The sequence below is a fragment of the Agarivorans sp. QJM3NY_25 genome, assembly GCF_050870875.2.
GTDB lineage: Bacteria > Pseudomonadota > Gammaproteobacteria > Enterobacterales > Celerinatantimonadaceae > Agarivorans.
Window position 1 is genome coordinate 832,966 of the sequence record NZ_CP194041.2, and the last position, 17,084, is coordinate 850,049.

At 43.3% G+C, this 17,084-nt stretch carries 18 protein-coding genes, 1 tRNA gene and 2 pseudogenes; 11 read left to right on the forward strand and 10 right to left on the reverse strand.

The features are described 5' to 3' along the window. Positions 1-88 precede the first annotated feature (88 nt). The 4 genes and pseudogenes from ACRRSW_RS03780 to ACRRSW_RS03795 all read left to right on the forward strand — a co-directional run bounded on the left by ACRRSW_RS03780 (position 89) and on the right by ACRRSW_RS03795 (position 3,055). Positions 89-700, forward strand: a complete 612-nt coding sequence (locus tag ACRRSW_RS03780) for a hypothetical protein (RefSeq protein WP_432460909.1) — start codon at positions 89-91, stop codon at positions 698-700. After that, positions 700-1,068, forward strand: coding sequence for a hypothetical protein (locus tag ACRRSW_RS03785; protein ID WP_432454545.1), 369 nt, complete (start codon positions 700-702; stop codon positions 1,066-1,068). Before ACRRSW_RS03780 ends, ACRRSW_RS03785 begins: the two co-directional genes overlap by 1 nt. Positions 1,069-1,320: 252 nt before the next feature. Further along, positions 1,321-1,929 (forward strand): annotated as a pseudogene (locus tag ACRRSW_RS03790) (IS256 family transposase); the annotation flags it as partial. A gap of 133 nt (positions 1,930-2,062) precedes the next feature. After that, positions 2,063-3,055 carry a transposase gene (locus ACRRSW_RS03795; RefSeq protein ID WP_432460910.1) on the forward strand — a complete coding sequence of 331 codons (993 nt, stop codon included), beginning with the start codon at positions 2,063-2,065 and terminating at the stop codon, positions 3,053-3,055. 240 nt (positions 3,056-3,295) lie between these two features. On the opposite strand, the gene ACRRSW_RS03800 is transcribed toward ACRRSW_RS03795, so the two are convergent. Beyond that, positions 3,296-4,570, reverse strand: a complete 1,275-nt coding sequence (locus ACRRSW_RS03800; RefSeq protein ID WP_432460911.1) for a substrate-binding periplasmic protein — start codon at positions 4,568-4,570, stop codon at positions 3,296-3,298. 221 nt (positions 4,571-4,791) lie between these two features. On the opposite strand from ACRRSW_RS03800, the gene ACRRSW_RS03805 reads away from it, so the two are divergent. Then, complete coding sequence (locus ACRRSW_RS03805; protein ID WP_432460912.1) at positions 4,792-5,097, forward strand: hypothetical protein; 306 nt, start codon at positions 4,792-4,794, stop codon at positions 5,095-5,097. Positions 5,098-5,718: 621 nt separating this feature from the next. Here ACRRSW_RS03805 and ACRRSW_RS03810 read toward each other — a convergent pair. The 4 genes and pseudogenes from ACRRSW_RS03810 to ACRRSW_RS03825 all read right to left on the reverse strand — a co-directional run. After that, positions 5,719-6,729: an alpha/beta hydrolase gene (locus ACRRSW_RS03810; protein WP_432460913.1), complete on the reverse strand. Its 1,011-nt coding sequence runs from the start codon at positions 6,727-6,729 to the stop codon at positions 5,719-5,721. Between the two features lie 43 nt (positions 6,730-6,772). After that, positions 6,773-7,198 carry an organic hydroperoxide resistance protein gene (locus tag ACRRSW_RS03815; RefSeq protein WP_432454538.1) on the reverse strand — a complete coding sequence of 142 codons (426 nt, stop codon included), beginning with the start codon at positions 7,196-7,198 and terminating at the stop codon, positions 6,773-6,775. Positions 7,199-7,308: 110 nt separating this feature from the next. Beyond that, positions 7,309-7,749, reverse strand: a complete 441-nt coding sequence (locus ACRRSW_RS03820; protein ID WP_112404523.1) for a MarR family winged helix-turn-helix transcriptional regulator — start codon at positions 7,747-7,749, stop codon at positions 7,309-7,311. Positions 7,750-7,809: 60 nt separating this feature from the next. After that, positions 7,810-8,019 (reverse strand): annotated as a pseudogene (locus ACRRSW_RS03825) (transposase); the annotation flags it as partial. 730 nt (positions 8,020-8,749) lie between these two features. Between ACRRSW_RS03825 and ACRRSW_RS03830 the strand changes: the two are divergent. From ACRRSW_RS03830 to ACRRSW_RS03855, 6 genes are all read left to right on the forward strand, one after another. Continuing rightward, positions 8,750-9,232, forward strand: a complete 483-nt coding sequence (locus tag ACRRSW_RS03830) for a hypothetical protein (RefSeq protein WP_432460915.1) — start codon at positions 8,750-8,752, stop codon at positions 9,230-9,232. Positions 9,233-9,254: 22 nt separating this feature from the next. Beyond that, positions 9,255-9,764 carry a hypothetical protein gene (locus ACRRSW_RS03835; RefSeq protein WP_432460916.1) on the forward strand — a complete coding sequence of 170 codons (510 nt, stop codon included), beginning with the start codon at positions 9,255-9,257 and terminating at the stop codon, positions 9,762-9,764. A gap of 202 nt (positions 9,765-9,966) precedes the next feature. After that, complete coding sequence (locus ACRRSW_RS03840) at positions 9,967-10,257, forward strand: hypothetical protein (RefSeq protein WP_432460917.1); 291 nt, start codon at positions 9,967-9,969, stop codon at positions 10,255-10,257. Positions 10,258-10,293: 36 nt separating this feature from the next. Beyond that, positions 10,294-10,719, forward strand: a complete 426-nt coding sequence (locus ACRRSW_RS03845; RefSeq protein ID WP_432460918.1) for a hypothetical protein — start codon at positions 10,294-10,296, stop codon at positions 10,717-10,719. A 154-nt stretch (positions 10,720-10,873) separates the two neighbouring features. Beyond that, positions 10,874-11,653 (forward strand): hypothetical protein, encoded by a 780-nt coding sequence (locus tag ACRRSW_RS03850; protein ID WP_432460919.1) that lies wholly within the window; start codon positions 10,874-10,876, stop codon positions 11,651-11,653. Between the two features lie 287 nt (positions 11,654-11,940). After that, on the forward strand, positions 11,941-12,105 hold the full coding sequence (locus ACRRSW_RS03855) for a topoisomerase DNA-binding C4 zinc finger domain-containing protein (protein WP_432460920.1): 165 nt from the start codon (positions 11,941-11,943) through the stop codon (positions 12,103-12,105). A 115-nt stretch (positions 12,106-12,220) separates the two neighbouring features. On the opposite strand, the gene ACRRSW_RS03860 is transcribed toward ACRRSW_RS03855, so the two are convergent. From ACRRSW_RS03860 to rpsU, 5 genes are all read right to left on the reverse strand, one after another. Then, a tRNA-Ile gene (locus ACRRSW_RS03860) sits at positions 12,221-12,297 on the reverse strand. A gap of 113 nt (positions 12,298-12,410) precedes the next feature. Then, on the reverse strand, positions 12,411-14,237 hold the full coding sequence (gene rpoD / locus ACRRSW_RS03865) for an RNA polymerase sigma factor RpoD (protein ID WP_432454535.1): 1,827 nt from the start codon (positions 14,235-14,237) through the stop codon (positions 12,411-12,413). 147 nt (positions 14,238-14,384) lie between these two features. Continuing rightward, positions 14,385-16,151 carry a DNA primase gene (dnaG, locus tag ACRRSW_RS03870; protein WP_432460921.1) on the reverse strand — a complete coding sequence of 589 codons (1,767 nt, stop codon included), beginning with the start codon at positions 16,149-16,151 and terminating at the stop codon, positions 14,385-14,387. Between the two features lie 85 nt (positions 16,152-16,236). Further along, a complete protein-coding gene (locus tag ACRRSW_RS03875) occupies positions 16,237-16,680 on the reverse strand; it encodes a GatB/YqeY domain-containing protein (RefSeq protein ID WP_432454533.1) in 444 nt (147 codons plus the stop codon). Between the two features lie 16 nt (positions 16,681-16,696). Continuing rightward, a complete protein-coding gene (gene rpsU, locus ACRRSW_RS03880; RefSeq protein ID WP_432454532.1) occupies positions 16,697-16,912 on the reverse strand; it encodes a 30S ribosomal protein S21 in 216 nt (71 codons plus the stop codon). Positions 16,913-17,084 lie beyond the last annotated feature (172 nt).

Here is a 17,084-nt window from a genome sequence, read left to right on the forward strand (position 1 = left end):
GGTTAATTTTGCGAGTGCAGGAGTTGGGTTACTAGAGAATCGAGGCGCGGCTTTAGAGAACAGCTTAAAAGCTTACGAAAGAAGTTTAATGGCGGTGAGAGCCGTGCACCAAGCTAAGTTACCTAAAATACAGATGATGAAATTAGAGTCTAGTGCTCGCACAGCATGGAAGTCTCTTAATGAAGTTTTTAGCACTGAACTAACTAAAGCTACATCGGTTGTTAAAGCGCGTAAAGGAACGGTGCTTAATAATGCTACTCGTGGAATTAATAAAGCTAAAAGTGCACGTACGGATGCGCCAATTAGAGTGACAAACGTTAAAGAGCTACAAAGCCTAAAGCGGATGTCATTGGGGCTAAAAGGAGCTGGTCATCTTCTTCTCGGTTACGATATATATAGACGAGGTAAAATCGTGCAGGCGGATTTTGAACAAGGTAAAGATTGGCAGAAAACTGCGGTAGTGCAAACAGCGGGTTTATCGATGGGATTTTTAGCAGGAGCTGCCGCTGCCAAAGCTGTGACTGCTGCAGCTATCACTATCGGCCTAACTGCTACGCCTGTGGGGTGGGTTATTGCCATCTGTATAGGTATTGGAGCGACATATTTAGCGGCACTTCAGGGTGACAAGTGGGCGCAATATGGAGTCTCAAAACTTTATGATAGGGAAGGCGTGTTCAATTATGTGCCGAGGTCGCTTTAATGATAGCTGTATCTGATTGGCTACTTTTAGCTTTTTTTATTTTTGCTATTTCGATGATGATAGCGTGGTTAGTTTTCTCAAATATGACTATGAAAAGGATAGAACGAGAATTTAATCAATTAGGTATTGAAAGGGTTGACTGGGATGGGCTTGGATTCCGCGTGCTGAGTTATGCCACGATTATTTTATTTAAAACAGAAAGAATGAATGATCAAAACTATCAATTTGTCCCAGTAAGCGCTACACGTAAATTAGCCGCAAAAAGAGATTGGTACTTGGCTTTATGGCTTTGGGGATCTGCAATAGCAATGTTAGGTATATTACTAGTTTTATCCATCTTTTTCTCTGAGTTAGTGGCTGACATATAGCACTTTGTTATAGCTGATGATGTACTTATTGGGTGTTTCTTCATTTATTGGCTGTGGTGTATTTATGCTTTCAGTTATGTTGGCATGGTTGTGCTTTGCGCGAATAAGTATGCCTAGAATAGAGAAGAGTTTAAAAGAGCAAGGTATTGAAAGGGTAGATTGGGATGGGCCTGGTTTTCGTGTTCTTAGAGCCTGTAAATTAAATTGTGTAATTGCTTATAATTAGGCCTGAACAGGCTAAGGATAAGCAACATGGATAAGAAAGTTCTCGAAGCATTTGCTCGTGAAGCCGCTAAGTCAATCAAGACCCCTTCAGATCTAGATGACTTTCGTAAAATGTTAACCAAGGTGACTGTTGAGACAGCGTTAAATGCTGAGCTTGATGACCACCTCGGTTATCAGAAACACGCTGAAAAGCCCGATAAGAATAGTCGTAATGGTTATTCATCCAAGACCTTGATCACCGACGATGGTGAGATTGAACTGGATGTACCTCGAGACCGAGATGCCTCGTTTGAACCGAAGCTTGTTCGTAAGCATCAAACTCGATTTCAATCGATGGATGACAAGATATTAAGCCTTTACGCCAAAGGCATGACAACTCGTGAAATCGTCGCTACGTTCAAAGAAATGTACGATGCTGATGTCTCTGCAAGCCTCATATCTAAAGTTACCGACTCAGTTCTAGAGCAGGTTGTTGAATGGCAATCACGGCCACTGGATGCAGTCTATCCCATCGTCTACCTTGATTGCATCGTGGTGAAAATCCGCCAAAACAAACAGCTCGTCAATAAGGCGATTTACTTGGCTCTGGGCGTAAATATCGAAGGTCAGAAAGAACTTTTAGGGATGTGGATATCTGTGGGATTTAAGAATATCTGTGGGATTTAAGAAGACACCCATCCCAACGATTCAAGAAGACACCCACCCCAACTAACGAAACGCTTATAATAGTCTAAACTATCAATAGTTATTTGTTTGGGGAGTTATCATCATGCCTCGGCCAAGACGCTCGCAGGTGAGCTTATCGGATACACCCTACTATCATTGTGTTTCGCGTTGTGTTCGGCGGGCGTTTCTGTGTGGCGAAGAGCAACAAACCGGCAAAAGCTATGAGCACCGCCGCCAGTGGGTCGAAGATTATCTGCTCAAATTAGCGTCGGTGTTCGCGATTGATGTTTGTGCTTATGCTGTCATGAGTAACCACTCGCATGTTGTATTGCATATCGATAGGGCTCAAGCAGAAGCTTGGTCAATGGATGAAGTGTTAGAACGCTGGCATAGCTTGCATCAGGGCACCTTACTGACTCAGATGTATCTCAACCTTGAGTTACGTCCGCAGTTGAGTGAGGTGCAACTACAAGCCATTCGCGCCACCGCCGAAGTGTATCGGACTCGCCTGTATGATTTAAGCTGGTTTATGCGCCATTTAAACGAACACATTGCGCGAGCCGCCAATCAAGAAGACCAATGTACCGGTCGATTTTGGGAAGGACGCTTTAAATCCCAAGCGCTTTTGGATGAAGCCGCCCTCATGGCGTGTATGGCTTACGTAGACCTAAACCCCATCAGAGCCAAGATGGCGAGCACTCCGGAGGACTCGGCCCATACCAGCGTACAACGACGAGCAAAAGCCGCTCAGCTAAAACAAGCCCAGGCAACAAACCTGTTTCCCTTTGTGGGTAACCCAAGAGAGGCTATGCCCCAAGGCTTACCCTTTGAGCTGAAAGACTACCTTGAGTTAGTCGATATGACTGGACGCATGGTAAGAGAAGATAAACGGGGTTACATCGACAGTGGAGAAAGTTCCATCATCCAACGCTTAGGGATAAATGAAGCACAGTGGCTGACTTTAAGCGGTGAGTTTGAACGGCACTTTTCTGGCGCAGTCGGTCAAGAGCGCTTGCTCAGACAATATCATCGGCATATGGGGCATCAACGAACGACCGGTTTAAGTTGCAGCAAACGTTTGCTAAATCGCGCTTAAGCGCGAGCTTGCTTTCGAACTATGTCTGAACCATCAGCTTTGCTGAGGCGTGTATTGTTTCAAAAATCAACGAAATGAGCCATTTTTGCAAACTTACCCGTTAATTGGCATGAGAACAGCCAGAGGACTAAATGATTGCAGTGGTGTTCACTTCACTAACGTTGTTACTGTCTTTGTGTTTTTATCATGGATGTCTACTTTAACTCTTGGTTAAGCTATTTTGAAGTTGTCATTAATCGGTTACTCGTTAGGCGAGTAGTAAGTCATTAGCGCTTTTTCGATATCGATACCAATAGTCACCCCGCCAATCGGATTATCATTTGCTGCGGAGCTTATGGTCAGACTAACTTGTACCAGAAAGTTGCGTGTGGAGGCATCATAGTTAATATCATCGATAAACATAGCACCGTTACCCTGTAAGTAGGTTTGGCTGTATTTGGCTTCATCTCCTTGCCAATAGTCGGAGGTTGGTTGACTTTGCCCTACATTCACTCCTCGCGCGTCAAACACGATTATCTCTAAGTAAAGCCCTGCCGAGTTAGCGGCGATCTCTTCGAGGTAGTCGGATAACTCACTATTGATCATTGAGTCAACTTTAGCTTGTAACCTTGTTGGTATCTTTTGCAGGCCGCTATTTAAGTCAGCGAGGTTGGCGTCTGTTAATGAAGATGTGCGCTGATTACTTTGCTCAACAGCACGGATCACCTGCGGGTTGTTGACCCATTCACTGATTTTCTCTGTGGCAATTCGCTCTATCAGGACTCGCTCAGTATTGGACAGGGTGGGCAGTGAGCTGACGCACCTCGGCAACGCCTGATTAAACGCGTCGAGAAAGTCTGGGTGATTGGCTAAGTAGGCTTTAGAAAAGTAGAAACCCAACGGACTATATTTTTCGAATTGCGAGTTAATTTCCTTTCCTAGTGTTTGCTTTTGCACGTTCTCAAAGGTTTGCTTATCCATCAAAATGCTATTAACCCGACCTTTGATCAGTAGTTTGACCAGCTGGTCTAGGGTATTCACTCGTTGCACTTTAATCGTCGGATAGGCAGCTTGCAGCCACAGATCGACAGTGGCGCCACGCACAATGCCAACCTTATCCTTCACAAGCTCTGGAGACGTATAGAACCAGTACCATTTCTCTAAGGCAGCCGGGGAGGACAATGCAGCAAAGTCATTGGCTTGAGGGAAAGGGAGGGAAGTGAAAAAACCATCTGCTTCACCCGCTCTAACCCGGGAGTAAACCCGTTTCCAGGGCGCTGTTTGAACCGCATAGGGCCAATCGAGTGTTTCCATCAAACACGCTAAAATTTCAACCGAACTGCCTGCCAGTTGGTTGTTTTGTATTTCTTGATAGGGAGGCGATATATTGGTGTACAGGCGCAATGTAGCAGGATTGCTGTTTGCATGCAGACTACCGAAAAGTAGCCATGCCATCAGTGTGGATTTCACCATGATGTTGAGGTGCCCTCGGTTGTAAGTGATTGCGCTTAATCGGAGGCGTTTCAGTATGTTCATCGTTTTGCTTAGTCAGTGTTGATTATACTAAAGCATAGTGCATGCGAGGACTGGGCAGGGGGAAATAGCATTCCCATGACCACGACAGAACCACAGTATGGTTACAATCTAGTCTGCGTTCATCTTGGCCGCAGATTTCTATTGTCGAGGGGCACATAGTGTTCCAAATTGTTATCTAAGGATAGATCCGTTGGGTCATCAAAATCTCCGTAGTATGCTTTGTGGGCAATGCCATTTTCAAAACCGCTATGCCTAAAAATGTCACGCATATAAGTGGTTGCCTGCGTTACATTTGTTCGAAGCAGGAGAGCAAATTTAGTGATCCAGAAGTTACAGCGCTTACCGCTAAGCTTGAGGAATTGAAGCTTAAAAGAGGTTTCCAAACGTCACTTAAGCACAAAACTAATGTTCGTGAATTAGTTGCTGAAAAAGCCGTCAGAGGCAATCAGGCGAGACTTGTCCAAAATGTGGGGCACAGTTGGTCGAGTGATTGGCAAAGCGTGATAAGAATGCTGATAACAGTCTAAACTATCAATATTTGTGTTTTTTATCATGGATGTCCATTTTACCCATTTTACCGTTGATGCCACTTTCAAAACCGCTATGCCTAAAAATGTCACGCATATACGTGGTTGCCTGCGTTACATTCGTTCGAAGTAGGAGAGCAAATTTAGTGAGCCAGAAGTTACAGCGCTCACCGCTAAGCTTGAGGTATTGAAGCTGAAAAGAGGTTTTCAAACATCACTTAAGCACAAAGCTAATGTTCGTGAATTAGTTGCTGAAAAAGCTGTCAGAGACAATCTGGTGAGCTTTGCCCTAAACGTGGGGCACAGTTGGTCGAGTGATTGGCAAAGCGTGATAAGAATGCTGATAACAGTCTAAACTAACAATGTTTGTGTTTTTTATCATGGATGTCCACTTTAACTCTCCCAATGAGTCTGAACGACTGTATTGGGAAAACTATAAACGGTGGCCAATTTTAGTTGACCACTAGATCAATCGACTCTCAATTTATCGGGCGACCTGAAATTGCTGATGTTGTAAGTATGAATGCACTTTCAAATTACTTGTGCTGCGAATTGAAAATTAATTATAAACGAGGTGCTTTGCTGGTTCCGCAAAGCACCTATCAATAAGATGTCTAGAACTTAGTTTGTTAAATGGTTAGCAAGAGCTTGTGCAGCTTGCGTCAATGAGTCTTGAACTTCGGGGATAGTTGATAGCGCGTTTAACATACCAAAGTCGTGAATCATACCGTTGTAGCGAACGGAAGTGACATTAACACCAGCTTGCTGAAGCTTGATGCCATAAGCTTCACCTTCATCTCGTAGTACATCTTTTTCTGCGGTCTGAATCAATGTATCCGGCAAACCGGAAAGTTGCTCAAGAGATGCACGTAAAGGTGATGCGTAAATCTCATTTCGCTCAACCGGACTCGTTGTGTAGTTATCCCAAAACCACTTCATCATTCCACGCGTTAAGAAATGACCATTGCTGAATTGATCATAGGAAGAAGTTTGAAACGAGGCGTTCGTGACTGGCCATAGTAACAATTGGAATCGGAGTTTAGGCGTTCCGGCTTCTTTGGCTTTCAGAGCAACAACTGCCGCCATATTCCCGCCAACACTGTTGCCCGCTACAGCCAAACGACTACCATCAATGTTGATTTGATCACCATGTTCCGCCACCCACTTCGTTGCCTCGTAAGCTTGGTTGATTGCTACTGGGTACTTCGCTTCAGGCGACGGTGTGTAATCAACATATACTGCAGCTGTACCAGAGCGAACCACTAGATCTCGAATCAGTCTCTCGTGTGTAGGAAAGTCACCGAGCACCCATCCACCTCCATGGAAAAACATGAAAGCAGGAAGTTTGCCTTCCGCTTCTAAGGGTCTGACCACTTTAATAGCTATTTTTTGACCATCAACGTTAATGGTATAACTTTTAACTGACGCAGGTGCCAAAGCCGCTCCTTTTTGCGCACCGGTCAATACTGCTCTGGCTTCTGTTGGTGTCATCGTTTCAATTGGCTGGCCTCCTTCCAAAGCTTGTAAGAAGCTTTGAGTATGAGGCTCAACTCCGTATGAACCTGAATGAGCAAAAGCCCCGAAACTACTCGCACACAATGCCATTACCAAAATAGATTTTGTCAATTTCATTTTCCTTTACCTTTTAGTCTAAATGCCTTTTCAACAATGAATTCTAATTTGCAACAATTAGTTCAACTTGGATGTTTCCACGAGTCGCATTTGAATATGGGCATACTTGATGCGCTTTTTCGACCAGTGCCAATGCGGTTTCATACTCTAATCCAGGTAGAGAAATATGAAGTTCTACAGCAATTGCAAAACCGATACCTTGTGGATTTTCGCCTATACCGACTTTCGCAGTCACGGTAGGCTCATTCAGTAATCGGATCTTGTCTTGCATCGCAACAAACTTCATCGCGCCGATAAAGCAAGCCGAATAGCCGGCGGCGAAGAGTTGTTCTGGATTGGTACCGTCGCCTCCAAGTCCACCAAGTTCTTGGGGCGTACTAAGTTTTACGAGCAGTTTGCCATCTTCCGATTTGGATTGTCCGTCACGACCACCAGTCGAAGTTGCTTGTGTGGTATAAATTGATTTCATTTAAATTGCCCTCAATTGATTATTGCGATAACTATTTGCGTTAAAGAGAACCCACATATGGGTGCTCCGTTGGGACTAACGCTATCGCAATAACTATTATCGCACAACTATTATTTTATTTGATTTGATATATTTTTTCTAAGAAGGATAATTTTATCTTTTAAATCAATGAGTTCTTCCGATTCCAGACCACAAGCATCAGCAATACATGTGTTGATATTTCGAGCATCTTTCTCTAAAGAACGTCCCTTTAACGTTAATCGGACACTTAACGATCGTTCATCATGAGGCAATCTAACTCGCTGTACTAGGCCATCCGTTTCCATTCGCTTTATCACTGGTGTTAAAGCTCCTGACTTTTGGCCTAACTTTGAACCAATATCTTTAAGGCCAATACCGTCTTCTTCCCACAATGTAAGCAAAATCAGATACTGAGTATATGTCAGCCCCAAAGGTTCCAGCATTGGTTTGTAAAGTTGTGTCATTGCGAGTGAAGCGGAGTAAAGTGCGAAACACACTTGATTGTCCAGCGATAGCTGATTATCAGGCATATTGTTCTTCTTAATCTAAAGTCGTTGTGAGGGTATTCTCTCCTCAAGCCTTCGCAGTTTCAATACAGTCTTGGATGAATAACCATTACGACTATTCTTATCGGGCTTTTCAGCGTGTTTCTGATAACCGAGGTGGTCATCAAGCTCAGCATTTAACGCTGTCTCAACAGTCACCTTGGTTAACATTTTACGAAAGTCATCTAGATCTGAAGGGGTCTTGATTGACTTAGCGGCTTCACGAGCAAATGCTTCGAGAGCTTTCTTATCCATGTTGCTTATCCTTAGCCTGTTCAGGCCTAATTATAAGCAATTACACAATTTAATTTACAGGCTCGTGGGGCACAGTTGGCCGAGTGATTGGCAAAGCGTGATAAGAATGCTGATAACAGTCTAAACTATCAATATTTGTGTTTTTTATCATGGATGTCCACTTTAACTCTGAATTAGTTGCTGAAAAAGCTGTCAGAGACAATCTGGTGAGCTTTGCCCTAAACGTGGGGCACAGTTGGTCGAGTGATTGGCAAAGCGTGATAAGAATGCTGATAACAGTCTAAACTATCAATGTTTGTGTTTTTTTATAATGGATGTCTACTTTAACTAAGAACCAACTGCGCGGCTTCAAGCTTAAACTCGGGGCTAAATGTTCTTCTGCTACGTTTTGTCATTGTGTCACCTGTTAACTGCTGAGGAGATGATATCACCTCTAATCAGGTGGCCAAATCTAGTGTGCCACTACATACGTTGGTGGCTTCCTCTAGTTGCCTCGCTGATTGTTGTTGTTGTTGGGGTTGTCGGTAATAGATTACTTTAGCCGATACTATCGTGATGGTTTAGTTTATTGAGCTATTCACTCTGATTTAGTGCTTAAACAGCTAGTATGTACGCTGGTGGTTATAGCAACCAAATGTGTAGAACGTTTAATGCTTTATTTGTTATTAGTGTTTTTTGTCATTAGTCTTTAAGTTACTATATAGCTTTAAACTATCAAGTAGTTACAAGAATGAGCAAAGCAAGAGTGTTTAGAACGCAGGTTATAAAGCCTGTTCTTTTAAAGATAAGTGGTCCTAATTTGGCGGCCGAAGAGCTCCTATTGGGTACTGCGGTACAAGAAAGTCTAAACTTTATGTATCGAAGTCAGGTTGGAGGCGGTCCAGCTAAAGGTTATTTTCAAATGGAGCCAGCTACACATGATGATATTTGGGATAATTTTTTGAAGTACCGTAAAGGACTCGCAAAAGACGTTATCTCATTTCTTAGTTCTCCGAATGCGAACAAAATCACTGAACTAGAAAACAACGATAAATACGCTGCTGCTATGGCGAGAGTTCTCTATATGCGTGTTCCTGCAGCACTGCCAAAAGCTGGTGATATTAAAGCCCAAGCTAGGTACTGGAAGCAATATTACAACACGCCTTTAGGCAAAGGGCTTCCGCATGAGTACATAGACAAGTGGAGCAAATACGTTGCTCCTGTAACTCCATAGAATGTAGAGCTGATAGATAATTATGAATATAAGAAAAACGTTAGCCATAGCATGCGTTGGTGCAGGTGTAATGCTCAGCAACGTTAGCTGCGCGAGTAGTGAAGATGTCGTTACTTCAACGTCTAATGGCAAAAGCTATTATCACCTGAAGCTTTCATTGAATGATCAAAGCATTAGTTCAATAAAAGAGTTTAGCGCAGATCAGTTTGCTATGAACGGCGGGCAATTCGAGGTGAGGGTTCAACAAAACTCTTTCCCGATAAAAGCGCCTAACTGTAAAGGTGATTTGATCCTCAGAATGCCTTGGACAAACTCAAACTTAGATACTGCTGAAGATTTCATTGATGAAAAATACAATGTTTACAAAGCGATTGTAGGCACGTCAAAAAGTGAAGTTGGTAATGTTGATGTATACATTGAGCTAAACCCTTATGTTCAACTGGTAGCTAATGATTTTGAACTAACAGAGTGCAATGTGTTTTTCAGACATGCTAATGGTCAGTATATTCCTAAAACTGGGGCGCTAAATTAAGTTAAAGGTCGGTTTACTGTTCTTAGGAGGAATCTTCTGGTTATCAGGTTGCTATGAAGATAAACCTAAAGAACGTAACTTTATTGAGTACTCTCGTAGTGTTGAGAAATTAGCGCAATTTGTAAATCTCGATGGATTAGATGTCGAATCGGTTTATTGGACTTCTGGGCCAATCATCCGTGAAAATGAACATGATAGCTTTTTGCCTTCTAGCAATGATTGGTGGCTTACTGCGGTAATAAATATCTCCGGTGAGCAAGAAGTCGAAAAGATAACGCAAGGCTGTAAGTTTTTATACTTCATTACTAACGGAGATATGGATTCTGATTTTGTAGATGATACTATTAGAAAGCTAACCAGTAACCCTAAATTTGTTAGTACTCCTATAGATGTTTTTGATGCGTGTAGGTTTAGATCTAGTGCTTTACCAGACGGAGTATTGGTTAAAGATGCCAAAAGCAATCAAGTTTTGGTAAGACTTTTTGTTAATTGATTTAGCCAAGCTAAAATGCGCTTCATGAGGAATAACATGAAACGAATCTTACCTATTGTTGTTGCTAGTATTCTCCTCAACTCCGGATGCAATCAGTCTTCGATAGAAGATAAGACTCTAGTATTACCCTACAAGGCTTTTGGGCCACCTTCTATGAGTGGTCATTTATTGGGTGTGGAGTGGTTTCAGTGGCAGTCGCATGGTGACTCAAGACCTCACGAATACCCTGTTAAGGTGGTTGTTTACAAGGATGCATTTTTAGAAGAGTTAGAAGCAGCTTATCCAATTGATGAAGCTTTAGAGCAAGATTTTAGGTATGTGGAATATACAGCAGCGATAAGCTACTTCGACAAGAATGTTCACGAAGTTGAGGAAATGGTTAAAGAAGGTTATCCAATGGGAAACCTCTCTAACGAATTAGAAGAAACCAAATCCCTAATTGTAAAGGTGCTAGGCGAATAAGATTAAAGTCTTTTGGGCCGACTAGTTGTTTAGGGATAATAAGCCTTAAGCTACAGCTGTAAATTTACTTCAAAAACGTATTGGGATAATCACCTGTTGTAATCCATATTCTATTTCGACAAGTTATTAATGTTTTCCCTATTAAGGATTGATTTTGTCACAAGATGTAAATGTTAACCTCAAAGAAGATAAAGGCAGAGACTGGGGGGGCTGGGTTAAGTTTGGCCTATCTGCTGTTTTTATTCCGCTCTTTATGCTTTGTCTCAATGATAAATATGCAACAGCCCAGAAAGATAGAGAACTTGCTGTAAACGCAGCACAAAAGGAAAAAGAGCTGTCATTGAAGTACTTTGAGTTAGCTGTTGACATACTTAATACGGATGCAGACAAAACTATTCCGGCAGTACGGAAGTGGGCCTATAATTACTTCTTAGAAAATAGCGGGTCTAACGAAGATTTAAAAAATGCAGAGGAAGAGTTACTAAATAAGCCAATTATTAAGTCTAGTCAACCAAGGATCGCCCCAAACTCTTTATATCTATCTCCTGCCGATGATGGAAAAGGCGGATTCATCATTACAGGGAGCAATGACACCTCTTTTGATTACACAGTCAATAGCTTAGTTTTTTCTTCTATTAAATTCCCTAGTTGTAGTGCTCAAACTAGTCTTGGTTTTTCGTTTAACGGTCAATCATCTTTGAGATCGTTACCTGTAGATTATGACAGGCTACTAGATTGTATTTCTAAGAATGACGCAGAATTTACAGAATTGAAATTGAGAGAGATTTCCAGGGAGCCTATTCAGCTTAGTGAAGGTTATAAGGTACAAGAAGTTAGATGTACAGCATTCACTTCCTTTTTCAACCGTGATAACCCGCTATTCATTGAGTATGACGCCGTTTATTGTGGTAGTCATTACTTGATCTTTAATTGAGCGATTTGTAGATAAACTCTGGTCGCAATACATTTATGAGCCTACAAAACTTGTAGATTTCTCTATCCTTTCATTCTAGTTTAATGGTAAGGCCTGAAAACACCCGACACTTTTTATGGTAAAAATGTAACTTCACTATAAAAGGTAAAACCATGGCCAAAGGCACACGCTATTCAGCAGAGTTCAAACAAGTAAGTTTAGTGAGCAAGAAGTTGCAGCGCTTGTTGTTAAGATTGGTGAGTTGAAGCTTAAAAGAGGCCTTAGAACGTCACTTAACCACAAGGCACATGGTTCGTAAACTAGTTGCTGAAAAAAGCCGTCAGAGACAATCTGGTGAGCTTTGTCCTAAATGTGGGGCTGAGTTGGTCGAGCGATTGGCAAGGCGCGGTAAGAATGCAGGGAATGCGTTTATTGGTTGTTCAGCCTATCCCCGATGTAAATTCACTCAGTAATTTTAAGAAGTATGCGAGATAGCAGGTTTCTGCCTGAAATCTGCTACATATTTGCTACACAGAGAGTAAAAATAGAAAAGGCGTAGTGGTTACTAACCTTCTACGCCTTTGTATATGGTGGCCCTTCACAGACTTGAACTGTGGACCTAACGATTATGAGTCGTGTGCTCTAACCAACTGAGCTAAAGGGCCGAATTTGTGGTGCTAAGCGCTTGGCTGTAGCAACGAGGCTGGATTATAAAAAATAGTCTCAGCCTTGTCTATGCGTTTGAATCTAAGCGCCTATTTATTCGCCGTTTAGCGGTCTATTCGTCTAAGAAACTGCGAAGTTGCTCAGAACGAGAAGGGTGACGAAGCTTACGTAAAGCTTTCGCTTCAATCTGACGAATACGTTCACGTGTAACGTCAAACTGTTTGCCCACTTCTTCAAGCGTATGGTCGGTGTTCATGCCAATACCAAAGCGCATCCGCAGTACTTTTGCTTCACGCGGGGTGAGGCCTGCCAGTACTTCTTGAGTGGCAAACTTGAGATTTTCACCGGTCGCTGCATCAACAGGCATCGACAGAGTGGTGTCCTCAATAAAGTCACCTAAGTGCGAATCTTCATCATCACCAATCGGGGTTTCCATGGAGATCGGTTCTTTGGCAATTTTAAGCACCTTACGGATCTTATCTTCAGGCATTAACATCCGTTCTGCCAATTCTTCTGGAGTGGGTTCGCGGCCCATTTCCTGAAGCATTTGACGGCTAATACGGTTGAGTTTGTTAATGGTTTCGATCATATGAACCGGGATACGAATCGTACGCGCCTGGTCGGCAATAGAACGAGTAATTGCCTGACGGATCCACCAGGTGGCGTAAGTCGAGAATTTGTAACCCCGACGGTATTCAAATTTGTCCACCGCTTTCATCAAGCCGATGTTACCTTCTTGAATCAAGTCGAGGAATTGCAAACCACGGTTGGTGTATTTCTTCGCAATAGAGATTACCAAACGTAAGTTGGCTTCAACCATTTCTTTCTTGGCGCGGCGAGCTTTCGCTTCACCAATGCTCATACGACGGTTAATGTCTTTGATGTTGTTAATGGATAGGCCGGTTTCTTGTTCAACTGATTTTAGCTTGAAGATACAACGGCGAACTTCTTCGTCGACTTCCATTAAGGCCGGAGCGTAATCTTTGGCAGAGGTTTTATGCTCGTTAAACCATACATCACTGGTTTCATCTTTTGAGAAGGCTTTAACGAAGGCTTGCTTCGGCATTTTACCTTGTTCTACACAAAGTTTAAGAACCAGACGTTCTTGGGTGCGAACACGCTCCATCATCCGGCGCATACTGGCAACCAGTTTGTCGAACAATTTTGGCACTAAACGGAAAGTGTGGAAGATTTCGCTAAGTTCAAAAATCTCGGCTTTCGCTTGTTTAGAAGTCCGGCCATGTTTGGCAATCATTGCGTGAGTTTTGTCATATTGAGCACGCAAGGTTTCGAAACGTTCTTTGACGAGTTCAGGATCTAGGCCTGTGTCTTCTTCTTCTTCGTCTTCGTCGTCTTCATCTTCGTCTTCAAGATCTTTTTCTTCAAGCTCTGAGCCAATGTGAGTCGCGGTGGGCGCGGCTTCGGCGACTTCGTTTTCGTCGATGAAGCTATTGACGATGTCACTGACTTTAAGCTCTTCTGCCTGATACTTATCGTACATATCGAGCAAGATAGAGATGGTTTCTGGGTATTCAGAAACGCTACGCTGAACTTCGTTAATGCCTTCTTCGATACGTTTCGCAATATCGATTTCGCCTTCACGAGTTAGCAATTCAACAGTACCCATTTCACGCATATACATACGTACAGGGTCAGTCGTTCGGCCTAATTCTGATTCTACCGTGGCGAGCGCTTGAGCCGCAGCTTCTGCTGCGTCTTCGTCGGTCGTGTTTTCCGCCAACAATAAGTCATCGGCATCAGGTGCGTTTTCATGTACCTGAATACCCATGTCGTTGATCATTTGAATGATATCTTCAACTTGATCGGAATCTACGATATCAGCAGGTAAATGGTCATTTACTTCTGCATAAGTTAGGTAGCCTTGCTCTTTACCTTTTGCGAGAAGGAGTTTGAGTTGAGACTGTGGGGTTTGTTCCATAGATGTCATCCGAAGTAGATTAAGCTAGCAAAACCATAAACGTAAGCGCTGCAAGCGCAAACGAAGAATTATATCAAGTATGGGTGAAAATTTCTATATTAAAGGCATTTATATAGTATCTTTTTGTTTATTACTTAAACAGCCGAGTTAAGGCTTTAATTCAACAACTAATTGTAGCATTTCTCGCTTCTCCTCTACGCTAAGTGTGCCGTTCAGCGATTTGATATTGAGTTGGTCGTAACGTTGTAGCAACAGTTGTTCGATGAAGCTGGCGATTATATCTTGTAGCTCATCGGGGTAACCTGATTCGTCAATTTCCAGGTTATAGCTGGCCAAGGCGTTTAGGTGTTTTTGCTCTGGTAAATCTCGCCAGCGTTCTAAGAGCTGCGCGGTGGTAATATCTGGTTTTTGATGGATCTCGGTAATCAGCCGCTGTAGCAAGGCCATTCCTTTAATATTGACCTGGCTCAGTTGTGGGCTTGGCGGTAAATCATTGGCAATAGTTGGCCGCTGCAAGAGCATTGCTATGGCTTTACGCATTGGTGTTAAGCTAAGTGCTTTTTGTGCATTGGGTCGGCTGCGTTCCGCTTGTTTTAACTGTGCCAGTTCTTTTTCCAGCTGGCTACGTAGCATTCGGTTTTGGGTGGCCAGCTCGGTGAGTAAAGTTTCTTTGTAAAAACTGGCGTTCACCTGAGAGATTAACTGATAAGCTTTCGACGCGAGGTGGCTTTTTCCGGCATCAGTGCTGATGTCGATGTCTTGGCCGAGGCGTTCAAATAAGAAACGCGACAGCGGCATCGCATCGTTCATCCGTTGTTCAAAGCCATCTTTACCTTCTTGGCGAACCAGCGTGTCGGGATCTTCACCATCGGGTAAGAACATAAACTTAAGTTCTACATTGTCGCGTAGGTGGGGTAAGGCGTTTTCTAAGGCTCGCCATGCAGCATCTCGTCCGGCCCGGTCACCATCATAACAACAAATAATTTTTTCGCTGGCTCTGAACAGCATCTGTAAATGCTCTGGGGTGGTAGAGGTTCCCAGTGACGCGACCGCATAATCGACCCCAAATTGGGCGAGCGATACCACATCCATATAGCCTTCCACTACTAAAATTTGAGGCACTTGTTTGTAGGCCTGGCGAACTTCATACAGACCATATAATTCGCGACCTTTATGAAAAATGCTGGTTTCTGGTGAGTTAAGGTATTTGGGGGTCCCATCTCCCAAAACTCGACCGCCAAAGCCAATATAACGGCCGCGTTTATCACGAATTGGAAACATGATCCGATCACGAAAGCGGTCATAGCGACGACCTTTTTCATTTTCGATAGAAAGACCGGCATCCACCAATTGCTGACTGGCTTGTGCCGAGCCGCCGAGAGTTTTACCTAATGCATCCCATTCATCTGATGCGTAACCAACGGCGAAACGTTGCACCACTTCACCACTTAAGCCGCGGCCTTTTAAGTAGTCGATGACTTGTTGTTTATTTGGATGCACTCGTAATTGTTGTTGGAAGAAGCGACAGGCTTGCGCGGTTAGCTCGTATAAATCTTTACTTTGCTGGCGTTGCTGTTGGCTTTTGGCTGGGTCAAATTTACTATCGTTGCTGTTTTCTCGCTGAACTTCTACGCCCATTTGGCTGGCGAGATCTTCCACTGCGTCAACAAACTCAAGTTTGTCGTATTCCATCAGGAAACTAATGGCGTTGCCATGGGCACCACAACCAAAGCAGTGATAAAACTGTTTGTCTTGGCTGACCGTAAAAGAGGGTGATTTTTCGTTATGAAAGGGGCAGCAAGCGGAATAGTTTTTACCGGCTTTTTTTAAACGCACACGCTGATCGATTAGGCTAACAATATCGGTGCGAGCCAATAAGTCATCAATAAACTGTTGCGCTATTCTTCCAGCCATTTAGCCTCGTCTTCGGTTTTTAGAAAACAAACAAGCCGTGAACTCATGGAGTACACGGCTTGCTCGAGTAATTTAAGAGATGGGCTTAGGCGAGTTTACTGCGGACGGCGGCACTAATCGCGCCCATGTCTGCCTTACCTTGCACCTGAGGTTTTAAGATCCCCATCACTTTACCCATATCTTGCATTCCAGCCGCGCCCGACTTAGCGATTGCATCATCAATCAATGAGGCAATTTCTTCTGGACTAAGCGCTTGAGGAAGGAACGTTTCCAAGATAGCAATCTCAGCGAGTTCTTTGTCGGCCAAATCTTGACGAGCAGCGGCTGAAAACTGTTCAGCTGCATCTTTACGCTGTTTTACCTGTTTTACGAGGATGCTCAATACTTGATCGTCCTCTAGGGTAATGCGTTCGTCAATTTCTACCTGTTTAACTGCCGCAAGCAACATGCGAAGTGTGCCAAGACGTAATTTGTCTTTGGCTCGCATGGCTGCTTTTTGTTCTTCTTGTAGCGTCGCTTTTAATGACATAGGTTATTAACTGCGCTTAGTACAAGCGAACGCGACGTGCGTTTTCACGTGCTAATTTCTTAGCGTGACGTTTAACAGCAGACGCTTTAGCACGTTTACGAGTTGTAGTTGGTTTTTCATAAAACTCGCGACGGCGAACTTCAGAAAGAATACCTGCTTTCTCGCAAGAGCGCTTGAAACGACGTAGAGCTACGTCAAATGGTTCGTTTTCACGTACTTTAACGATTGGCATATGCCTATCACCTTCCGGTTTATTAACGGCCGAACAAATATCAGCCTGAGTGTTTAAAAATGGTGCGGAATTTTAAGCCGAACTGAGGGGTAATGTAAAGCCTATTTGTAAGTCACTGGTGAAATTAGCGCTGAACAAGTAAGATAGCTGCGATTTTTGGCAGGCCTTTGGG